The 18,608-nt window shown below is 47.8% G+C and carries 20 protein-coding genes; 10 read left to right on the forward strand and 10 right to left on the reverse strand.

The window, feature by feature from the left end; translation table 11 throughout:
- Positions 1-112: 112 nt before the first annotated feature.
- Positions 113-379, reverse strand: coding sequence for a GntR family transcriptional regulator (locus AOA63_RS07905; protein WP_053959188.1), 267 nt, complete (start codon positions 377-379; stop codon positions 113-115).
- Between the two features lie 203 nt (positions 380-582).
- Between AOA63_RS07905 and AOA63_RS07910 the strand changes: the two genes are divergently transcribed.
- Positions 583-1,248, forward strand: coding sequence for a hypothetical protein (locus AOA63_RS07910; RefSeq protein ID WP_053959189.1), 666 nt, complete (start codon positions 583-585; stop codon positions 1,246-1,248).
- Here AOA63_RS07910 and AOA63_RS07915 read toward each other — a convergent pair.
- Positions 1,218-1,505 carry a hypothetical protein gene (locus AOA63_RS07915; RefSeq protein WP_053959190.1) on the reverse strand — a complete coding sequence of 96 codons (288 nt, stop codon included), beginning with the start codon at positions 1,503-1,505 and terminating at the stop codon, positions 1,218-1,220. The genes AOA63_RS07910 and AOA63_RS07915 overlap by 31 nt on opposite strands.
- 125 nt (positions 1,506-1,630) lie before the next feature.
- Here AOA63_RS07915 and AOA63_RS07920 point away from each other — a divergent pair, with 125 nt between their 5' ends.
- From AOA63_RS07920 to AOA63_RS07935, 4 genes are all read left to right on the forward strand, one after another.
- A complete protein-coding gene (locus AOA63_RS07920) occupies positions 1,631-3,145 on the forward strand; it encodes a Ppx/GppA phosphatase family protein (protein WP_206742819.1) in 1,515 nt (504 codons plus the stop codon).
- Between the two features lie 229 nt (positions 3,146-3,374).
- Positions 3,375-4,091 carry a dTMP kinase gene (tmk, locus tag AOA63_RS07925; protein WP_171822656.1) on the forward strand — a complete coding sequence of 239 codons (717 nt, stop codon included), beginning with the start codon at positions 3,375-3,377 and terminating at the stop codon, positions 4,089-4,091.
- 66 nt (positions 4,092-4,157) lie between these two features.
- Positions 4,158-4,847: a dTMP kinase gene (locus tag AOA63_RS07930; protein ID WP_053959192.1), complete on the forward strand. Its 690-nt coding sequence runs from the start codon at positions 4,158-4,160 to the stop codon at positions 4,845-4,847.
- A 17-nt stretch (positions 4,848-4,864) separates the two neighbouring features.
- Entirely contained in the window at positions 4,865-5,404 is a 540-nt protein-coding gene (locus tag AOA63_RS07935) for an HD domain-containing protein (RefSeq protein WP_053959193.1), read from the forward strand.
- Positions 5,405-5,427: 23 nt separating this feature from the next.
- On the opposite strand, the gene AOA63_RS07940 is transcribed toward AOA63_RS07935, so the two are convergent.
- A complete protein-coding gene (locus AOA63_RS07940) occupies positions 5,428-6,861 on the reverse strand; it encodes an NAD-dependent malic enzyme (RefSeq protein ID WP_053959194.1) in 1,434 nt (477 codons plus the stop codon).
- Between the two features lie 266 nt (positions 6,862-7,127).
- Between AOA63_RS07940 and AOA63_RS07945 the strand changes: the two genes are divergently transcribed.
- A complete protein-coding gene (locus AOA63_RS07945; RefSeq protein WP_053959195.1) occupies positions 7,128-7,724 on the forward strand; it encodes a sigma-70 family RNA polymerase sigma factor in 597 nt (198 codons plus the stop codon).
- Here the strand turns inward: AOA63_RS07945 and AOA63_RS07950 are convergent.
- Positions 7,721-8,731 carry a COX15/CtaA family protein gene (locus AOA63_RS07950; RefSeq protein ID WP_139061524.1) on the reverse strand — a complete coding sequence of 337 codons (1,011 nt, stop codon included), beginning with the start codon at positions 8,729-8,731 and terminating at the stop codon, positions 7,721-7,723. The two genes, AOA63_RS07945 and AOA63_RS07950, sit on opposite strands and share 4 nt — an antisense overlap.
- A gap of 339 nt (positions 8,732-9,070) precedes the next feature.
- On the opposite strand from AOA63_RS07950, the gene AOA63_RS07955 reads away from it, so the two are divergent.
- Entirely contained in the window at positions 9,071-9,640 is a 570-nt protein-coding gene (locus AOA63_RS07955; protein WP_053959196.1) for an isochorismatase family cysteine hydrolase, read from the forward strand.
- A gap of 56 nt (positions 9,641-9,696) precedes the next feature.
- Here the strand turns inward: AOA63_RS07955 and AOA63_RS07960 are convergent, their stop codons facing one another.
- The gene (locus AOA63_RS07960; protein WP_242848297.1) at positions 9,697-11,652 is read right to left on the reverse strand and encodes an acetoacetate--CoA ligase; all 1,956 of its coding nucleotides are present in this window, start codon (positions 11,650-11,652) and stop codon (positions 9,697-9,699) included.
- A gap of 465 nt (positions 11,653-12,117) precedes the next feature.
- On the opposite strand from AOA63_RS07960, the gene AOA63_RS07965 reads away from it, so the two are divergent.
- Entirely contained in the window at positions 12,118-13,023 is a 906-nt protein-coding gene (locus tag AOA63_RS07965; RefSeq protein ID WP_053959198.1) for an EamA family transporter, read from the forward strand.
- 48 nt (positions 13,024-13,071) lie between these two features.
- On the opposite strand, the gene AOA63_RS07970 is transcribed toward AOA63_RS07965, so the two are convergent.
- Positions 13,072-13,881: an SDR family NAD(P)-dependent oxidoreductase gene (locus tag AOA63_RS07970; RefSeq protein WP_053959199.1), complete on the reverse strand. Its 810-nt coding sequence runs from the start codon at positions 13,879-13,881 to the stop codon at positions 13,072-13,074.
- A complete protein-coding gene (locus tag AOA63_RS07975; protein WP_242848298.1) occupies positions 13,868-14,143 on the reverse strand; it encodes a YciI family protein in 276 nt (91 codons plus the stop codon). The genes AOA63_RS07970 and AOA63_RS07975 overlap by 14 nt, the downstream gene beginning before the upstream one ends.
- Positions 14,144-14,676: 533 nt before the next feature.
- Between AOA63_RS07975 and pxpB the strand changes: the two genes are divergently transcribed.
- Together pxpB and AOA63_RS07985 are read left to right on the forward strand one after the other, a co-directional pair.
- Positions 14,677-15,384: a 5-oxoprolinase subunit PxpB gene (gene pxpB, locus AOA63_RS07980; protein ID WP_053959201.1), complete on the forward strand. Its 708-nt coding sequence runs from the start codon at positions 14,677-14,679 to the stop codon at positions 15,382-15,384.
- Positions 15,381-16,328, forward strand: a complete 948-nt coding sequence (locus AOA63_RS07985) for a biotin-dependent carboxyltransferase family protein (protein WP_053959202.1) — start codon at positions 15,381-15,383, stop codon at positions 16,326-16,328. Before pxpB ends, AOA63_RS07985 begins: the two co-directional genes overlap by 4 nt.
- 195 nt (positions 16,329-16,523) lie before the next feature.
- On the opposite strand, the gene spoIIM is transcribed toward AOA63_RS07985, so the two are convergent.
- From spoIIM to AOA63_RS08000, 3 genes are read right to left on the reverse strand one after another with little or no spacing between them, the layout of a single operon-like run.
- Entirely contained in the window at positions 16,524-17,156 is a 633-nt protein-coding gene (spoIIM, locus tag AOA63_RS07990; RefSeq protein WP_053959203.1) for a stage II sporulation protein M, read from the reverse strand.
- Between the two features lie 33 nt (positions 17,157-17,189).
- Positions 17,190-17,948 carry a helix-turn-helix domain-containing protein gene (locus AOA63_RS07995; RefSeq protein WP_053959204.1) on the reverse strand — a complete coding sequence of 253 codons (759 nt, stop codon included), beginning with the start codon at positions 17,946-17,948 and terminating at the stop codon, positions 17,190-17,192.
- Between the two features lie 38 nt (positions 17,949-17,986).
- Positions 17,987-18,514 (reverse strand): NUDIX hydrolase, encoded by a 528-nt coding sequence (locus AOA63_RS08000; RefSeq protein WP_053959205.1) that lies wholly within the window; start codon positions 18,512-18,514, stop codon positions 17,987-17,989.
- Between the last annotated feature and the right edge of the window lie 94 nt (positions 18,515-18,608).

An 18,608-nucleotide genomic window follows, 5' to 3' on the forward strand; every position in this document is an offset into this window, starting at 1 on the left:
CATAGAAAAATCTTACGGCGAGTGATGATGAAAAACCTACAATCCTCACCCGCCGCCTGGTTAAATTATCGCTGAAGATTTATGCTGAAGGTTTATGATGATAGCTACCGAATTATAGGCGCCGTCTTGTTAGCGTGTAACCAAGATCTTGCAAGGCTTGGGTGGTTAGGCTCTTAATTTTGACTTGACTTTTCCCTTCCCATTCAACAAGCCCCATTGTCGTAAGAATTTGCATGGCTTGTCTAAGAAGAGATGGGTTCAAACCCAGGTCTCGTGCTTCTTGCATGATATCGATGCTCATACCCGCAGGCAATCTTTTAGTAAGAATCGCATCACGGTATCTAGCGGCAATGGTATTGGGGTTATCAATGAGCCCCATCGAATGTCACCTCTTTTGTGGCCATCATTATGCCATGAATTCACATTGAGTATAGCTTTTCCTCCCGTGAAAATATACCCAGGTCCCTTAGGGCTTTACGTCACTCTCGGCTAAATTTCGTCATTAATGGATATAATTAGGAAGACCAACCTCTTGACGATCCATGTATTATGTTAACAGAACAATGAAAGGGAGGGTAATCCGTGTCTGAACTCGGTTCTCACATGACCCCCGCAAAATTGCCTGAAGATTTGCCGCCACGTAAAAAGAAGCTGTGGCATATCGAACGTCCTCATTGGTACTGGCCCTGGTGGGTAATCCTATCCTTGATTGTGGCTACCCTCATGGCCATATCGTATTTCATGGGAATGATCGCGACCTTATCGTCAGCGCACACTTTATTAACAAATCTCCACCAACAATTAAATGCTATCGCCAGTGAAAAAGCCCATCTGAACAAAGAAGCACAATTATTAGGAGTGCTTCAGAATCTAAAAACTGGGCACTGGTCTTCGCCTTTAGCATGGGCCATTTTAGCGCCTCAAGGATTGTGGCTCCTAAGCGGTCTTATTTTGGGGATAGGGATGACCGTACTGTTTTACCGTCAGCGGATCAAGCTATCACGTCCCATAGTCCGACCAGCATCCCCCCTTGAGACAGCAGAATTCACCAGCGCTTACCGCCCAGAACCGCCCCAACCTAAACCCTTTGTTTCAGAACCCCTACCCCATCCGAGCTGGCTTAGAGAATTTATTGGGCTGGTTCTTTGGGTCGTCATCGTTGCAGGGCTGGCATTTCTCATCGTGCACACAGGAATGATGTGGCATCACTTGCCTTCTCATTTATCCAATTTGTCGCGTTGGCTTTGATGTTGTCGTATGTCGTCCTGGCGACTTTTAATGGCCATTCCCACGGCGCCCAACATCACCAGCAGGCCCAATAGTTCAATTCCCATGACGATAAACAAAGATAGCCTGCCCGACAATGCTCGAAAAATGGCCCAATAGCCAATACCTAATGCCAACACCGTGACAATCCCTGCCCACCGAAATCTTCCGATAGTCTTTTTTGAATACGGCGCATCTTGCTTCAGTAAATCGATCCATGGATGTTGCGGTTTGTCCATGACTTGTCCCTCAATTCCTTAATCTATCATTGTCAATCGCTGACATTATAACAAGAATCCTATCATGCCTAGGATTAACCAGATTTTCGCTTATAATAAGACCAAGAGACACGAGGGAGATGGTCATGATCGCGAGTTCGATACTCGCTATAATCGATATCGGATCGAATTCCGTACGACTAATGATCGTGCGGCGCCTTGCTCATGGAGCAGCTGTCATTCTTGACGAACAAAAAGCCACTCCACGACTCGCCTTAGCAAAGGATTCTGAGGGTTTTCTCACATTGGATGGGTTTTCCCGTCTGGTTCAGGCTTTGCGGTATTTTCGTGATGTTGCACAAGCCTACGGGGCCAACCCGGTAATTGTTCGTGCCACGGCGTCATTACGAAATTTGGCCAATCAACAGCAAGTGCTCCAAGAAATTCTTCGCCAAACCGGGTTAACCGTAGAAATCTTGTCGGGTGATGAGGAGGCCCGGATCGGATTTCTTGCAGTTCAAGAAACCATTGCCTTATCACGGGGGTGGACGGTTGATGTCGGGGGAGGCAGCACGGAAGTCGTAGCCTATGAGGATGGTCAAATGCGCCATCAGTACTCATTCCCCTTTGGCGCTGTCTCTTTATCCTCATTAAATATGCCTTTTAAAGATTTGCTGATGTGGCTCCAAGAACAATATACCCATGGCAACTGGCTACCATCCAAGCCGCCTCAAGCCATCGCTTTAGGTGGTAGTGCACGGGTCATGGCGCGCGCTATTCAAGCGGAACTCGATTATCCGCTCCAACAAATTCATTATTTTCGGATTCCCACCTTGATGATTGAGGCATGGTTGGCTAAAATCGCCGTCATGACACCCGATCAAAGAAAAAAATTAGCGCATATTCCTAAAGACCGGGTCGATATAATTGTTCCCGGAATCGCCATTATTTTAGCGTTATTGAAAACAACCCAGGCCGATAGCCTGACTATCAGCGGCTATGGATTGCGCAACGGCTTGTTGCTGCAGCATCTAGGCACCCAAGCCAAGACATTCAACTCTTTGGCTTTGGATAGCGCATGGAATATTGCCCAGCGAAGTGAATGGCCATCAGCTTTGGCCCGAGGTCTCCAACAACAAGTGAACCGGTTAGGGCAAGAACTCAAAGGGATCTTGGGCTTGTCTGATCGCTCACTGGAACTCGTACAATGCGCAGCGCTTTTACGTTATAGCGGCCGTAATATCAATATGTATCACTGGGATCAACACACCTTTTATCAAATTCTGGCGGCGCCATTAACTGGACTCAGCCATGATGAGTGGGTTGCAGTGGCTTTAATAGCGTCTTATCGCTCAGCCAAACGACTGCAAAAATTTTGGAGTCCCTATTCGAGTATTGTCAGTCGTCAAGAGTTGGCTCTCATCCGTCAATTAGGCGTATTATTGCGGTTAGCGGAAATTTTTTCCCCGCCCTTAATGAATGGAGTAGAACGCCTAAATTTGCAACACAGTAATAAGCAGCTGATTATTACCGTCTCGGGTACAGGCATTTCCAGTCCGACGAAAGAACTTGAAGATTTAGCCAAAGACATGAAAAAGAGTTGGCAGCTCAAACTCATTGTGCCGGGCTTGTTGCACACAATGCCCCAGCACTCCACTTAGATGGTGGATAAGAGAAACTCAAGCCACCGTATTCTTTGGTCTCGTCGCCAACGGATGGGGATCATTGGGTGTTAGAACAGAACGATCTGACGTCACACTGGGCAGTTCAGGATAAAGGGTAGAGACTAGAAATGTCACAGAGGCCGACGACAAACCAAGCATTCACACGCGGGCCCCGTCCCCTGTCTCGACACGGAGAGAGAGTTCATTACAATAGGGAGTGTTCATTGTGCAGGATCACCATCATCAGCCATCAGGCCGACTAATCGTCGTAGAAGGCACTGATGGGTCTGGCAAAAGTACCGCGATTGAGTTATTGGGAAAGTGGTTAGCATCTCAAGGTTATCCCGTCTACCGCACGGCGTGGAACAGTTCACCATTAATCAAACCCTTCATGCGCCAAGCCAAGAAGAAAAGGTGGTTAGGTCCTGCGGCCTTCAGCCTGCTTCATGCCAGCGACTTTCATGACCGTTTAAACCGTCTAATTTTACCGCGTCTACAAGCCGGCTTTATCGTGCTGGCCGACCGCTGGGTCTATACGGCATGGGTCAGAGATCATGTAAGAGGTCTTGATCTGGACTGGGTTAAGACTTTATACGAGGACGTTCCAAAACCCGATCTCGCTATATACTTTTCAACCCCTCCCGATATCGCTGTGGCCCGCTTAAAGCATGCCACTCGCGAGCTAAAATATTATGAAAGCGGTCAGGATATCAGCGGGTTACACGACCCGTGGAGTAGTTTTCTCTGGTTTCAAGAACAAATGCGACAATCGTATTTAGCCTTAACGGAACAAGGTTTCTTACAAGCATTTGATGCCACACTGCCTATTAGTGAACAACAAAAAATATTACGATCCTGGCTCAAGCCCGTTCTCGAAGGTGTGCCCTTAATCGGGCCATTTCTTGGTTCTAGCCCGGGCGAAGACAACAGCGAAGCTCACTAAGGATCTACGGATGTGTTCGCACACAGAATAAGCTATCGTAAGTGATCATGGAGGGAGTATCCAATCGTGTCAACACCGGTCCACACACTAGAGCCATCATGGCCACATCTGCAGCCCTATTACGATGGGCTCTATATCGGAATTGATGGATTAGACGGATCAGGACGCAGCACGCTCGCGTTATCGCTTCAGACTCTCCTGCAGTCTGAAGGCTATCCAGTCGTTGTGGTTACACCATTCCCTAATCTCAAAACTCAGAAGTTCATTGCACAAGTCAAGCATGACCGCCGGCTTGAAATGAAAAGTCGCCATCTTCTGTATGCTAGTCTCTTTGCCATTGTCACGGAGCACATTATATTACCCCATCTGACCGCAGGCTATGTGGTTTTATCGGATCGTTCCTGGATTAGTCTTTATGCCCGTGCCGTCGCCCAAGGTCTCAATGATCAGTGGGTGCGAACCACATTAGGCTTCGCATTAATTCCAGACATCGTTCTTGAACCCCAGGCTGACCCGTTATCGGCAGCCCGTCGCAAACTTATGGTTACCGACGCGCTCGACCCGTTGGAATCGGTGTCAGACATGGAAAGTTTGGCTGGGTTTATAGCGTTTCAGCAGCGAGTGCGAGATGTTCTCGCTCCCCTTAAAACCACGGTGCCTTGGCACACCTTGGATCTTGCAGATGGCTCCCATAGCATTGAGGCCATTTTACCACTCCTCATTTCGAAAATGGAAGGGAGAGAGATGTCATCTTAGTCCACACAGAAATCCTGATGCAAAAGTACCTCATTGAACGGCCGCATGCCAAGCATGTTGCCCGGTTATCCTTAAAACTCTATGACTCCCTCATGGGCCTTCTCGATGTTCCACCCAACGGCCTATGGCGAGAATGTTTGGAAACCGCGGCACTCCTTCATGATGCCGGATATTTCATCAACAAACGGGCACATCACCGCCATAGCCGCTATATTATCCGCCACGCTATGGAAACCCAGAGTTGGGAGGATACCACCCGGTCTTGTGTGGCCACCTTAGCGTACTTTCACCGCAAGGCCTTAACCCTGCAAAAATTTCACGAGCTGAGCCATGACCCGGCATGGTTTGCCATGACCTCCATCTTGCGCATCGCTGATGGCATGGATCGTTGCCATCACCAACAAGCCGACATTAAACAAATAGAAGTTACGGCTACCACTGTAGAGTTATTTGTCAGTGGTCTCAAAAAAGAGCCTTGGGACCATCTACTCCAGATTAAGGCCCAAGGCTTTCACACTGCTTTTCACCGCCAGCTTCTGCTCCATGATGTATCTTAACGTACACCAAACTTAGCTAACTCCTAAATTTTGGGACTCCGTCGCGCCACATTATCTTTTTCGGCGGCTTGAATCACCGCTTTGGCAATGCGCTCCGACACTTCCCGGTTAAATACACTGGGAATAATATATTCTGGACCTAGCTCCTCATCTTTTACAACCGATGCCAAAGCGTAAGCAGCCGCCACTTTCATACCCACTGTAATCCGTTTAGCGCGCGCGTCCAAAACACCTCGAAAAAATCCGGGAAAGCACAACACGTTATTAATTTGATTCGGATAGTCCGATCGGCCGGTGGCGACCACCTTGGCATACAATTGGGCAATTTCTGGCTCAATTTCTGGTGTTGGATTCGCCATAACGAACAAAATAGCGTTGGGAGCCATCCCTTGAATATCCTCAGGACTTAAGAGATTCGCAGCCGACACGCCAATGAAAACGTCTGCTCCTGACAAGAGATCTTTAAGACTCCCCTGGCGCCGGTCAGGATTGATTTTTTGGGCTAACTCTTCCCATTCAGGATGGCCGGGATATGATTTGTCAGCCACAATGGCTCCAACTCGGTCATATCCTATAATGTTCCGCACGCCCATGTGAAGCAACAATTCCGTGGTCGCAGTCCCGGCGGCTCCCATTCCGGCGATGACAATACGTAAGGATTCCAGAGATTTTCCCACCACCTTGGCCGCATTAATGAGGCCAGCCAGAATGACAACCGCGGTACCATGTTGATCATCGTGAAACACGGGAATATCCAAACGTTCGCTCAACCGGCGTTCAATCTCAAAACACCGCGGTGCCGCAATATCTTCGAGATTAATTCCGCCAAAAGCCGGAGCAATCCGCACCACGGTTTCAACAATTTCATCAACATCGTTGGTGTCCAAGCAAATGGGAATAGCATCAACATCAGCCAACCACTTGAATAAAACTGCCTTCCCCTCCATAACGGGAAGTGCTGCTTTCGGCCCGCGATTGCCCAAACCTAAAATAGCGGATCCATCGGTCACAATAGCAACCGTATTGCGTTTCATCGTTAATTGAAAAGCCTTCGCTGGATCCTCGGCAATCGCCTCCACAACCCGCGCGACCCCGGGTGTATAGACATGTGATAAATCTGCACGGGTCTTAATGTGAACCCGGGGCCGTATTTCAATTTTTCCCCCTAAATGCATCAAAAACGTGCGGTCTGAGACATTTTCCACGGTTACGCCTTCGAGCAAGGACAGTTGATCCACGAGAGTCTGCAGTTTTTCCGCCGTGCCCATCAATACTGTCAAATCGCGGATGGTTTTCTGGTCCTCTGCCCGCACAAGGTCCCAGGCAATAATGTCACCCCCGAGATCATCAACTAATTGCACAATGTCCCGAAAAGGCAATCCATCCCGCTGCATATTCAAGCGGATAATATACTGCACACCATTTTGTACCACGTACGTTTTCGTCCTTTCCGCCATTCTTGCTTCAGCCTATTCATCATATTTATCATACGGTAGGATTTTGTTTGCTGAATGACAACACCCTATTTTCTCACAATTTATCAGCATCTCGACCAACGAGAAGCTCCTCGAAAATTAAACCATAGGCTTGATTTTGCATCGAAACTTGTCCTCATCGTCAATTATCACAGTTTTAGCTAGGCCCCCTGCCCTGTATAATGCAACGTGTATGTCTTCGGAGAATGGTTAGGGGGAGGATTCCAATTTCGACCCAAATCGATCAAATGCATGATGAATCCACACTGATCATGCGGGCAAAAAGTGGTCAAGAAGAGGCCGTCATTCAACTCATGACCCGTTATGCATCGCTTATTAAAGCGACCGCCGGTCGATATTTTCTACCAGGAGCCGAGCATGACGATGTAATCCAGGAAGGATGGATCGGATTTTGGAGTGCGATCCAACATTTTGACCATCGGCGCCATGGTTATTTTTCCGGATTCGCCAAACTGTGTGTCAGCCGCCAAATTGTTTCGGCAGTGGTTCGTGCCACACGCGCCAAGCATCAGGTATTAAACTCGGCATGGTCCCTGGATCAGCCCGGGCGTGATGGTACCGGTGATATCTCGTGGCTCGATACCATAGCGGGCCACCATGAACCGTCTCCAGAAGTTTTTATCATCGACCAAGAAGCTTCTGCCCAGTTAATTCAACGCCTCCAAGGCGAATTGACTCCATTAGAACGTCTAGTTTTTGAAGCCAGGCGCCATGGCAAAAGCTATGAAGAGATTAGCCGCACCGTCAAACGTCCCCGCAAGACTATTGATAATGCGTTACAGCGTATCCGCCGAAAACTAAAAAAAACCCGCAAGGACCTTTAGCCCTGCGGGTTATGCACTTGCCGCGATGACCACCCGGATTCGGTTTCTACACTTGGCAGCTCTGCTTTACTGAGGGGAATAACCTGCAAAACCAAATAGCTTATATCCGCAAACAGCAACATTAATGTGGCAATGTGCAGGAGATAAGGTCCGGTTGCGACATGGCTCAAGGCAAGATTCGCTCCCGTAATTATTTGTGCAATGACCGCAATCAATAGCCAAAAGGCTCCTTTATACAAATCTGGTCGGGTTGCTTTATAACGCCGTAAATTGCCCAGCAACAATAGGGTGAGAATGGCTAAACCCACCGCCGCCAACCGGTGGATGAAATCTAATCCGACAGCCCCAGAAAATCCAGGAAATACTTTGCCATTACATAGTGGCCAGGTCGGACAGGCTTCCCCAGCTCCCCGAAAGGCTACATACGATCCCCAATAGATAGCGATATAGGTGTAGATCCACGTCCCCCATACCCAGCGCTTAGTACTTACGGGTGTATCTTGTCGAAAAGAAATTCCGGAACGACGATGCCCCGATTCAGCATCCAGTTGAAATAGAAAAACCGTTAACAAGGCCACGCCAACCATCGCCAACAAGCCAAATCCCAAGTGCAACGCTAATACAGTTGGCGGATTGACAAACACGACAGCCAAAGCCCCTAAAACGGATTGCACCACAATAAATCCAATGCCCACTAAGGAAAATATCCGCACTTCTACAAAAGAACGATAGCGAATTAAGGCCCAAATCATGTAGATTGTGGCAAGAAGCGCAAATCCTCCTACCAACATGCGGTGAGTAAATTCAATTACGACGTGAATATTATTAAGATTGGGAATAACTTGCCCGTTACACAATGGCCAATCTGGGCCGCATCCTAAAGCCGAACCGGTTTGGGTATCGAGAAACCCTACGAGATTAATAATATACATGCCAATCGTGGCAATTATGCCTGTCCATTTCATGGCCTTTGATGGCGGAATAAATTGATAATCTTTCGTGTTCATCGCCCCTTACTCCCCGTCCCAACGTGATCAGCACGCAAGACGTTCTCTGTGTCAGTCTACCACAAAAATTCTGCTGGGTGTCTGGTAAATCGGCCGTTTGCATGTCTTCAGTCTATTGTTCCTAAACTCCGAATAAGTTCCCAACAGGTGACACAATGCCTTAGTGCCGAAGTCTGTTAGCATTCAATATTTCTCCGCAAAAAAGCCGGCGATTTTTCCTCTCTAGGCGCTTTGTCAACCCGCTGACTGGTTACAGAGGCTATCTTTTCCAAACTTGCGATATAATATACTCCGTTTACAACCTAATCAATTAAGGGAAATCTAAGGGGGAATTCTGTCATGGCTCTTCAACTGAGTCGCCAACGCACCGCCGTGATGTTTATTGATATGCAAAATTCCATTGCCCGCCATGATCAATTTCAAAGCACCATTGAAGCTTGTCAACGCCTCTTAAATATAGCGCGCATGCATCAAGTGCCGGTCATTTTTGTTCACGTCAGACCCTATGAACATGTTAAACGGTCAATGCGTGGCGAATCCGAGGTGCTCTTAGCTCGTCCCGGTTCTGTTCCCGTAGATCCCAAACAATACCATATTATTGATGACTTGCCGGTATTACCGGAAGATCATATTGTCACCAAACATGTTCGCAGCGCCTTCGTAGGCACTGAGCTCGACCATCTCTTACGAGCATTAGAGGTCGACACGATCGTCATTGGAGGCATTGCCACCAACATTGGAGTGGAAAGTACCGTTCGCGTCGGTGCCGACCTCGGATACAATTTTGTCGTCGCTCAAGATGCTTGTGCAGCACTTAGTACTGAAGCTCATGAAGCCTCGTTAAAATACTCATTGCCATTTTTCTCGCGGATTACGACAGTCGATCAACTGGAATTTATCGCGAACTGACCATATTCTTCGCCTTTCACGGGTCCAATAAAGTCTGTAACATCGTATGTGCATGTTTACTCACTCACAAGCGGCTTAACGTGTTGGATGATAAACTCCATGGCCCCAGGATTCAGCATGGTACCTGGGTTAAAGGCTTTTTCTTGGGGAAGACCCCATAAAAGCCGTTTTAGCGGTACCTCCATTTTCTTGCCATTTAAGGTCTTGGGAACCTCGGGAATTGCGAGGATCTTATCAGGCACATGGCGGGGTGATAAGGCCTCACGAAGGCGCGCGCGCAAATCCTTTTCGAGGCTCTCATCCAAACTATAGGAGGGCGCGACAACGACGAGTAACAACAATCCACCTGGGTGCTCCGGCGTGCTAAGATCCACAATGATACTATCAACAATTCGAGGATCGTCTTCGACCACACGATAGAATTCACTGGTGCCCATACGGACACCCCCACGGTTAATCGTGGCATCAGACCGTCCGTAAATAATCACGCTGCCGTCGTCATGAATCAAAATCCAATCACCGTGTCGCCAAATGCCGGGATACATATCAAAATAACTGGCCCGATAACGTTCCTTGGCATCGTCCCCATAGAAGTAAAGTGGCATAGACGGAATCGGTTCTGTCAATACCAATTCGCCCACCTGATTAAAAATAGCATGACCCGCCGGATCAAAAGCTTCAACCTTGGACCCGAGATACCGGCATTGGATTTCTCCACTACGGACTGGAAGCGTTGGCACACCGCCCACAACAGCACTACACACGTCGGTGCCCCCGCTCAAAGAGGTTAACCAGACCGAAGGGGACACCTCGGTATAAATCCATTCAAAATTCTCAGGGGTTAAAGGGGAACCTGTCGAGCCAATGGCTCGTAAAGTCTTCAAATTTCTCTGGCGGGGAATAACCCCAGCCTTCTGACACATGCTCACATAGGCGGCACTTGTTCCAAAAAAGCTTAATTGCACCTCTTCAGCTAATTGCCAGAGCACATCGGCATTAGGATACACCGGGCTCCCGTCATATAGCACGATTGTTGTGCCTAATAAGAGGCCTGAAACCACGATATTCCACATCATCCACCCGGTGGTTGTAAACCACATAAACCGGTCCTTGCGCCGTAAATCCAGATGAAACGTCAGGGCCATCAAATGCGAAAGAAGAATGCCCCCATGTCCTTGAACAATGGGTTTGGGCAATCCGGTTGTTCCCGATGAATATAAAATCCATAAAGGATGTTCAAAAGGCACGGGGAGGAATTTCAACGGTTCAGAGGAAGCGAGGTCATCAAAAGACAGCATCTGTTCATGCGTGGCCAATGGATTGAGATAAGGCACAAGAATAGTCGCCCTCAGGGAGGGCAAACTTTCTTGGAGTTTCTCAACGACAGGAATCCGGTTATGAGCTTTCCCATTATAAAAATAACCGTCTACCGCGAATAAGATCGTTGGTTCAATTTGTTGAAAACGATCCATGACCGCTTGAAAACCGAAATCTGGTGAACAACTCGACCATACCGCTCCGAGACTTGCCGCCGCCAAAAATGCCGCAATGGTTTGAGGAATGTTAGGTAAATAACCGACCACCCGGTCTCCAGCTTTGACTCCTAGTTGGATTAAGGCGCCCCGTACTCTTCTTACATGTTCTTCAAGATCTTGCCAGGACCAAGTCATTTGATAGCCGTCTTCCCGGCGGAATATAACAGCAGGACCCTCACTAGGGTAGCGTAAAGCATGCTGAGCGTAATTCAACTGGGCGCCATTAAACCAATGCACATCAGGCATCGTTTCTCCCGTTCGGACCGTAGTGTACCCGCTCTCGGCGATTATATCAAAGTAGTGCCAAATCGAAGCCCAAAACTCATCAATATGATTCACCGACCAATTCCACAACTCTTGGTAATCTTTCGCATTGATTCCATAGTGATGTTGCAACCAACGTTGATATTGCGTAATATTCGCGGTCTCGCGAATTTCCGGACTCGGTTCCCATAAAACCCGTCCCCGACTTTCCATGATCATGACATCCTTCCTCTCTCATGAAGTCTCTGTAGCGCTGGTTTCAGCTAATACTCGTTGTTATTTGCATATTAGAAAAATTTTGATTTGTTGTTCTCGACATTTTTACCTAATGCTCAATCTCGTTTTCGGCAAAAATCAGGCATTGTCATTTTCCATGCATAATTGCTATCAATGGACAGCCATTCGGCAAAAAACCCTTAGGCTTTGTTCTTTTTTCAAGATCCCCTGTCTCCTCACGATAATACACTGAAGGTTGGGAATCTGAACAGTCACGGCATGTTTTTCAATTGCCCTTCTAAAGAAAAGTGCCCTCCCGCTAACAGAATTGATTAACAGCAAATTTCTCAATGCATTTGATCAAAATTTCTATATAATAGGTAACGCTGTCATCATCACGCCGTAATTTAGCGCAGAGAGGAACGAAAATTTACGTCGATTCGTTGGAAATCCATTATCTTGATGCTTCTTGCCGGAACATCTTATGGCCTCGTCACACCTTTAATCAAAATGGCCATTGCCCACGGTATTCCTGTATCCAAACTCACTGTCAGCCAATACCCCGTAAGTATCATCTTATTGTGGCTCGGGGCACTCGCCACTAAAAAGCGTGTGTCATTAGCCAAGGCTGGCAAAAAAGAAGTCACCTATATGGCTTTATTAGGAGTTATTGGAGCGGCAGCATCATTATCCTATTATCACAGTTTAGCGTTCGTGCCTGGAGCCGTCGGCATTGTTTTGCTCTTTCAGTTTGCCTGGATTCTTCCAGTCATTAACGGCCTAATCCGGCGGCAATGGCCGAAGAAACACGAACAAATTGCGATTGCCATCATTGTCGTCGGCACGGTATTTGCTGCTGGACCCGCTCAGTGGCATTTCCCTCTATGGGCCGTGGGACTGGGACTTTTGGCGGCTACATTGTATGCGCTAAGTCTCTTATTATCCGGACACATTGTTGGCCAGTTGTCAGCATGGCAACGGGCGAGCATCTCAACTAGTGTTAGTTTTGTGGTCGTGCTCCTCGCAGAACAACCGTGGCATGCTCCCCAAGACCTATTTTCTCTTAATATTTGGGCGTGGGGAACCCTGGTCGGACTATTTAGTCTTACCATTCCGCTCATTGCCATTTATGTGAGCGCTCCAGGGTTACCAGCGGCGTTAACCGGAATTTTAGCAGCTTGGGAATTGCCCGTCGCCGTGATTTTATCCTCACTGTGGTTACAAGAGTCTGTAGATCTTTCCCGGTGGTTAGGGATTCTTTTGATATTAGGGGGAATTGCCTTTAGCAGTGTAATGCCAGTGCTAATTGAAAATCCAGCACGTCGGTACCGGACCCATCAAATCTATCCCCAAACCAAATCAGAATAAGTTATGCCTTCCCGTCAGGTTCATTCAACCTGACGGGATCTTAGAAGACTAAGCCTTTCTCAACCGTCTTATCAAGCGAAATAGGGGTAATAGATTGTCAAAAATCCGGGCTTGTGGAGGTATGGTCAGTATCCGGGGCGGACGTGACGAAGCCATTATCTTCTCGATATGCTGGGCAATGATTGACGGATTCACTGCAAAACGCACAACGCGCTCAAATATTTTTTGTCCGTGTTGATATGACTCCCAATAGGGTGATTGGGAGGTAATCCAAGGCTCTGAATATTGCTGCGAACGTTGAAATAACGGGGTTTTTGTTAATCCCACCCGCACCAATGTCACAAAAATTCCCCATGGCGCCAATTCATGACTCAGAGCCATGGTTAGCGCATCTAATGCCTGTTTGCTAGCGGTGTAAGTTCCCAGAAAAGGCATTCCCCAAAGCGACCTGACGGTGGTGATATTAATGATGTGACCACGTTGTTGCTGGCGAAAATAAGGGGTAAAGGCCTGAATCATCCGGACAGGGCCCATGAGGTTAACATCAAAAATCGTCTCCCACATTGTTTCCGGAACATCCTCAATACTCCCGCGCAGCGCCATAGCCGCATTATTCACCAATACATCAAGACGTCCAAACTGTCGCATGACATAGTGTGCGGCCTCATCGATTTGAACTTGTTGAGTCACGTCCAGTGAGAGATGAGCTGCTGCCGGCAGATCGGAAATGCTGTCCACATCCCGGGCCGTGGCGATCACGATATAATGTTTATCGATCAAATATTGCGCCAGAGCCCGGCCAATTCCGCTCGAGGTCCCTGTAATCAATGCAACTGGAGAGAATTCATAATGATTCAAAATTCAATAATTCCCATGGCTTCACCACAACCGTGCGGGCACCCGATGTGACAGCCGGATCATTGTGGGCAAGCTCCATGGCCTCCTCTGCGTTATCCGTCTGGTAAATCACCATTCCGCCTGATTTATCCGAAAAAGGACCTGCCCAGGCCACTTTACCATGTTGATGAAGGTGCTTTAAATAAGCCAAATGCTGTGGACGTGTTTTCTGATTCAATTCAGCATCCACAATCGTTAACCAGGCTGCATATAACGCCATCATATTCCCTCTTTCGTCTTCTCTGTGTTCTCTTATGATATTTATGATCGACACTGTCATCTCGGAAGAAATCTGCTAGCCCTCATAAACAGGAACATCACCCCATGCCGGCCTTTATGACAACATCATACTCGTAATGCCTAGCACGTTTGGTCACTGTTCCCCTGTCTCGTTATGAACAGTAACGGAGAAACCGGACCTGGTTAAGGCACGCTTCTTCCGAACAGCGTAGTATTTATGATACCATGAAAAGAAATCCATTGACGGCGCCGCGGAATTCAATTCAATTGGGGAATAGGCATCACGGTATGTTGCAACGAATCCTTAATCATGGAACACTTTTTGAAAGAAGCGTTATACGATCATCGTTCAGGTATGACTCGAACCTCCATATTGCAATTCCATAGGGGGACACACCTTTCACTTTGCACAGGACCGCGGAAAGAATAAATCTTCCGTTATGAATTCTGCGACGAGACTACATACCGCACATTATGCCGTGATAGAGATGAATAAGGTGAGGGATCGGATTACAATTGGCCATTCGATGGTATGAAATGGGAGACTTTAACATCCAGGTAGATTTTTCTCAAGCGCCAGGATATGATAATCCCCAAGTTATCTATAAAATCTTTGACCAAGTTCGACGTGATAGTCGCACACAATCTTGGCAGATGATTCCCAGTTACACCACTTTAACGATATCTTATCCATGGAAGCAACCTCTTAGCGATGTTCTGGAGATTCTTCAACAATATCTTGAGATATCAGAATCGAACTCCTACGGTGTCAAACGATATCACATCCCAGTCTGTTACGACGAAGAATTTGGGCCGGACTTAGCATATGTCGCAAACTTTCATCGTCTTTCCATTGCCGAAGTTATTGAACTCCATGCTCATCCTGATTACCGAATTGAAGCGGTAGGATTTTCTCCGGGTTTTCCCTATTTGTCGGGTCTTTCCCCGCAATTAATAACGCCTCGTCGTCACACTCCAAGGGCCAAAGTTCCCCCGGGTTCTGTGGCGATTGGTGGACGTCAAACAGGGATTTATCCGGTCAGTACCCCAGGGGGATGGCACCTTATTGGACGCACTCCCTTGATTCTTTTTCGCCCTCACAACGATCCGCCCATCGTTTATCACCCAGGAGATTTATTACACTTTGTTCCCATTAGTCGCGCCGAATATGACCAATTTGCGGCAAATCCAGAACAATCCATTAGCGTGGAGTGGATGACATGAGAACCATTCACATTCTTAAACCGGGACCTTTTTCTCACATTCAAGATCTGGGACGCCCGGGACTCGAATATTTGGGTCTCAACCGCTGTGGCCCGTTAGATTTCCAGTCTTTCGTGATTGCGCAGACTTTGGTTCATAATGATTTGCACGAAGCCGCCATTGAAATGAGCTACCAGGGATTGGAATTCACCAGTGATCATCCGTTGATTTTCGCCGTTGTCGGAGCCGAAAATGTGCGCATCGATAACGAAGTCTATTCCGGTTCGGTGGCGCTCATGGCGAAATCCCAACAACTAGTGCAAATCGGACGGCTAACCCAATCCCGGGCCTATTTAGCTATTCAAGGAGGGCTAGATACCCCGGTTATTTTGGGAAGCCGTTCCACAGATTTTACAGCAGGTATTGGCGGATGGCATGGTCGCTCCTTACGGTCCGGGGACCGTATTCCCTTTAAGCCGGTAGAAACTGCTCGGCGTATGACAGGACATACCGCTCCCCATTGGGCTTATTATTCCACAGAAGAACCACTCAAGGTCGTACTCGGACCCCATGCCTATGAGTTTTCGTCCCATACCCTAGAAACCTTTTTCAAAGAATCGTATACCATTAATAAGTTGAGTAATATCATGGGGATCCGGCTTATGGGAACTCCAGTGCCCCCCCATAACCAGGCCGCCAACCGACTGTCTGAAGGTACAGTTCCGGGCGCAATTCAAGTCCCGCCAGATGGTCAACCGATTGTGTTATTGAATCAACGCGGCACCATTGGCGGCTACCCCATTATCGCAACCCTGCTCGGCCCGGAATTGTGGCGTCTTGCCCAGTGGCCAATGGCTTCCCCGCTGAGCTTTGCAGCCATGTCGTTGAGAGCCGCCCAGTCTCTTAGTCGCAGCGTTTACCAAAGACTGATGGCATGGCGCGAGCAGGTTATGGCAGGCCCATAACGCAGCCACTTTCCAATCGCATCCCCCGTGGAACGGCCTATGGGTTGATGTAAAAAAGATGGGTGAAAGCTGAAAAGCTTCTTCGTTCGCCTACGGTAGATTTGTCTTGATGCGACATACTCATATTCGGCTTATCCAGGGTAATCACGGGCTCAAAAGGGTGCATAGCCAACGCTAGCTCCTTGCGATGATGGTTCAGATGCCCCATTGGCCCAATAAATGCATCAAAAAGGGGGCGCCATAGGCTTCTAAAAAGGTTCCCACTACCATGACCAGGCCCATAGCCAATACCAATGTTGTAAATGCCCCAAATCGTTGAGCTAATGAACTTTTTGCGGTGGGGCTTCTCGCTGCAATAAGTTGCCAAGAAAAACCTAATGCCACCCCACCCACAATAATGAGGGCTGGGACAATGAACACATTTTGTAAGACGATGGTAATGAGAGTCAGAATGATGCCTTGCCAATGTAACGAGGAAATCATGAACGCTGCCGTAAAACCGAGAACAAATCCCCGGAAAAACAAGGCCACAAGCACCAGTGGCATTCCCGCCACCGAAACCCCGAGAATATAGAGTAGACCTAAAATTTTCAAATTGTTGGTTAAGGCAGATTGAAATACTCCATGATATGTTGGCGACGTGGTTTCCATATCAACAAAATGGCGTAAATAGGTATCCAGGGAAAAAATATCCGCAGGTGTCAATGTTCCAATCGCAAGCACCCCAAAGAGGAGTCCTACTGCAAACGTTGCCGTGGCAATATAGACAGGCGTCCAATAATGCCGGAGATATTCATCCCATATGGTCGCAGGGTATGTTGTAACCATGGCTGTCCCCCCTACAACAGCCTATGATTATCCTTAAGGATCTAGACCTAGGAGTTGACCTTCCGCTTTTTCGCCAAGACTATTCCACGATTGTTGATCATCCCAACGCGATTCATCCCGACTCAAGCGGCCAATTAATTGCAAGATGACCATTTTGTCCTCGTCCGCTAATCCTCCCCATAATCGCGTCAACGTATGCCAAAATAGATCCCGCGGCCCGTCAAGAACTTCATGGTTTGAAGGGATACGCCAATCGCGCAGAGACATATTGAGTTGCTCCGCCAAATGAGTAATTAAGGTCGCACTCGGAACCATCTTCCCCTGTTCTACCCCACAGATTGTCTGCTTCGTCACACCCACTTTTGCCGCCAGTTCCGTTTCCGTCCAATGTTTTTGATGACGGTAATGACGAATATACCAGCCGAATTCCAGCATCAAAGCGGGACAACAAATCCGCGCCGTCTGCAATTGAGCATGAAGCATGTGGGCTTGTTCATGAATGTTAGGATCCTCGTGGCTATCTTGAAAACGCCGCCAGAACATCGGATGTATTTCAAGGATTTCAAAAATTTTTGATAATTTGCTTTCGCTTAAGACGGCATTGCCTCGCTCTACTCGAGTTATGAGAACTTGCGAGACACCAATACGGTGCGCGAGTTCAGTCACTGTGAGCCCGCGCCTTTCCCGGTGTTGGCGCATCCAGACGCCAAAGCGTTTTAAAAGGTCATGGCCATGATGTTTGGCCTGGAGCAACTCCGCATGGATATCCTCTATTAACGGTATCGATTCCATGGACAAACGCCTCCTCATGGGCGTGTGTATAATGCATCTTAATCGATATCTTTACACAGCCACCATTGTAGCCCGGTCAATGCGATCCCATTAATGTCGTCAGCAGATTCGAGAAAGGCGCGAATCTTATGGGTGTCCCACAATTCTGTGTCAATTTCTTCATCTGCATCGAGATGTGTTTGAGCATAAGTTAAATCCCGGGCATAGAACAAAAAGATTTTCTCATCGCTATAGCCTGGCGTAGGATAAAACGTCCTCACCAGCCGCCACTCATTCGCCATGTATCCTGTTTCTTCTTGCAGTTCCCTCTTAGCCGCCACCAAAGGGCTTTCGGTTCCATCCACTTTTCCCGCGGGCAATTCATATAACCACTGGCCTACAGCCCATCGATATTGCTTGATCATGACAATCTGGGCATCACGCGTTTCAGCAATAACCGCCACCGCCGGCACGCGGACAACCACTTCACGCGAAGTGAAAATGGTTCTCACCTTCACCGGGTCTACACGAACAGATATCGTTCGACCTTGATATACCCATTGTCCGGGACCCGAACGATGCTCCATAGGTATAAAATTCCTTTCATGTCGCATACTCAATGTAATTAAATGTAATTAAAAGAGGTGGTAACTCATGAATCTTAAGCCCCACAAAATAATA

The organism is Sulfobacillus thermosulfidooxidans (assembly GCF_001280565.1).
GTDB lineage: Bacteria > Bacillota > Sulfobacillia > Sulfobacillales > Sulfobacillaceae > Sulfobacillus > Sulfobacillus thermosulfidooxidans_A.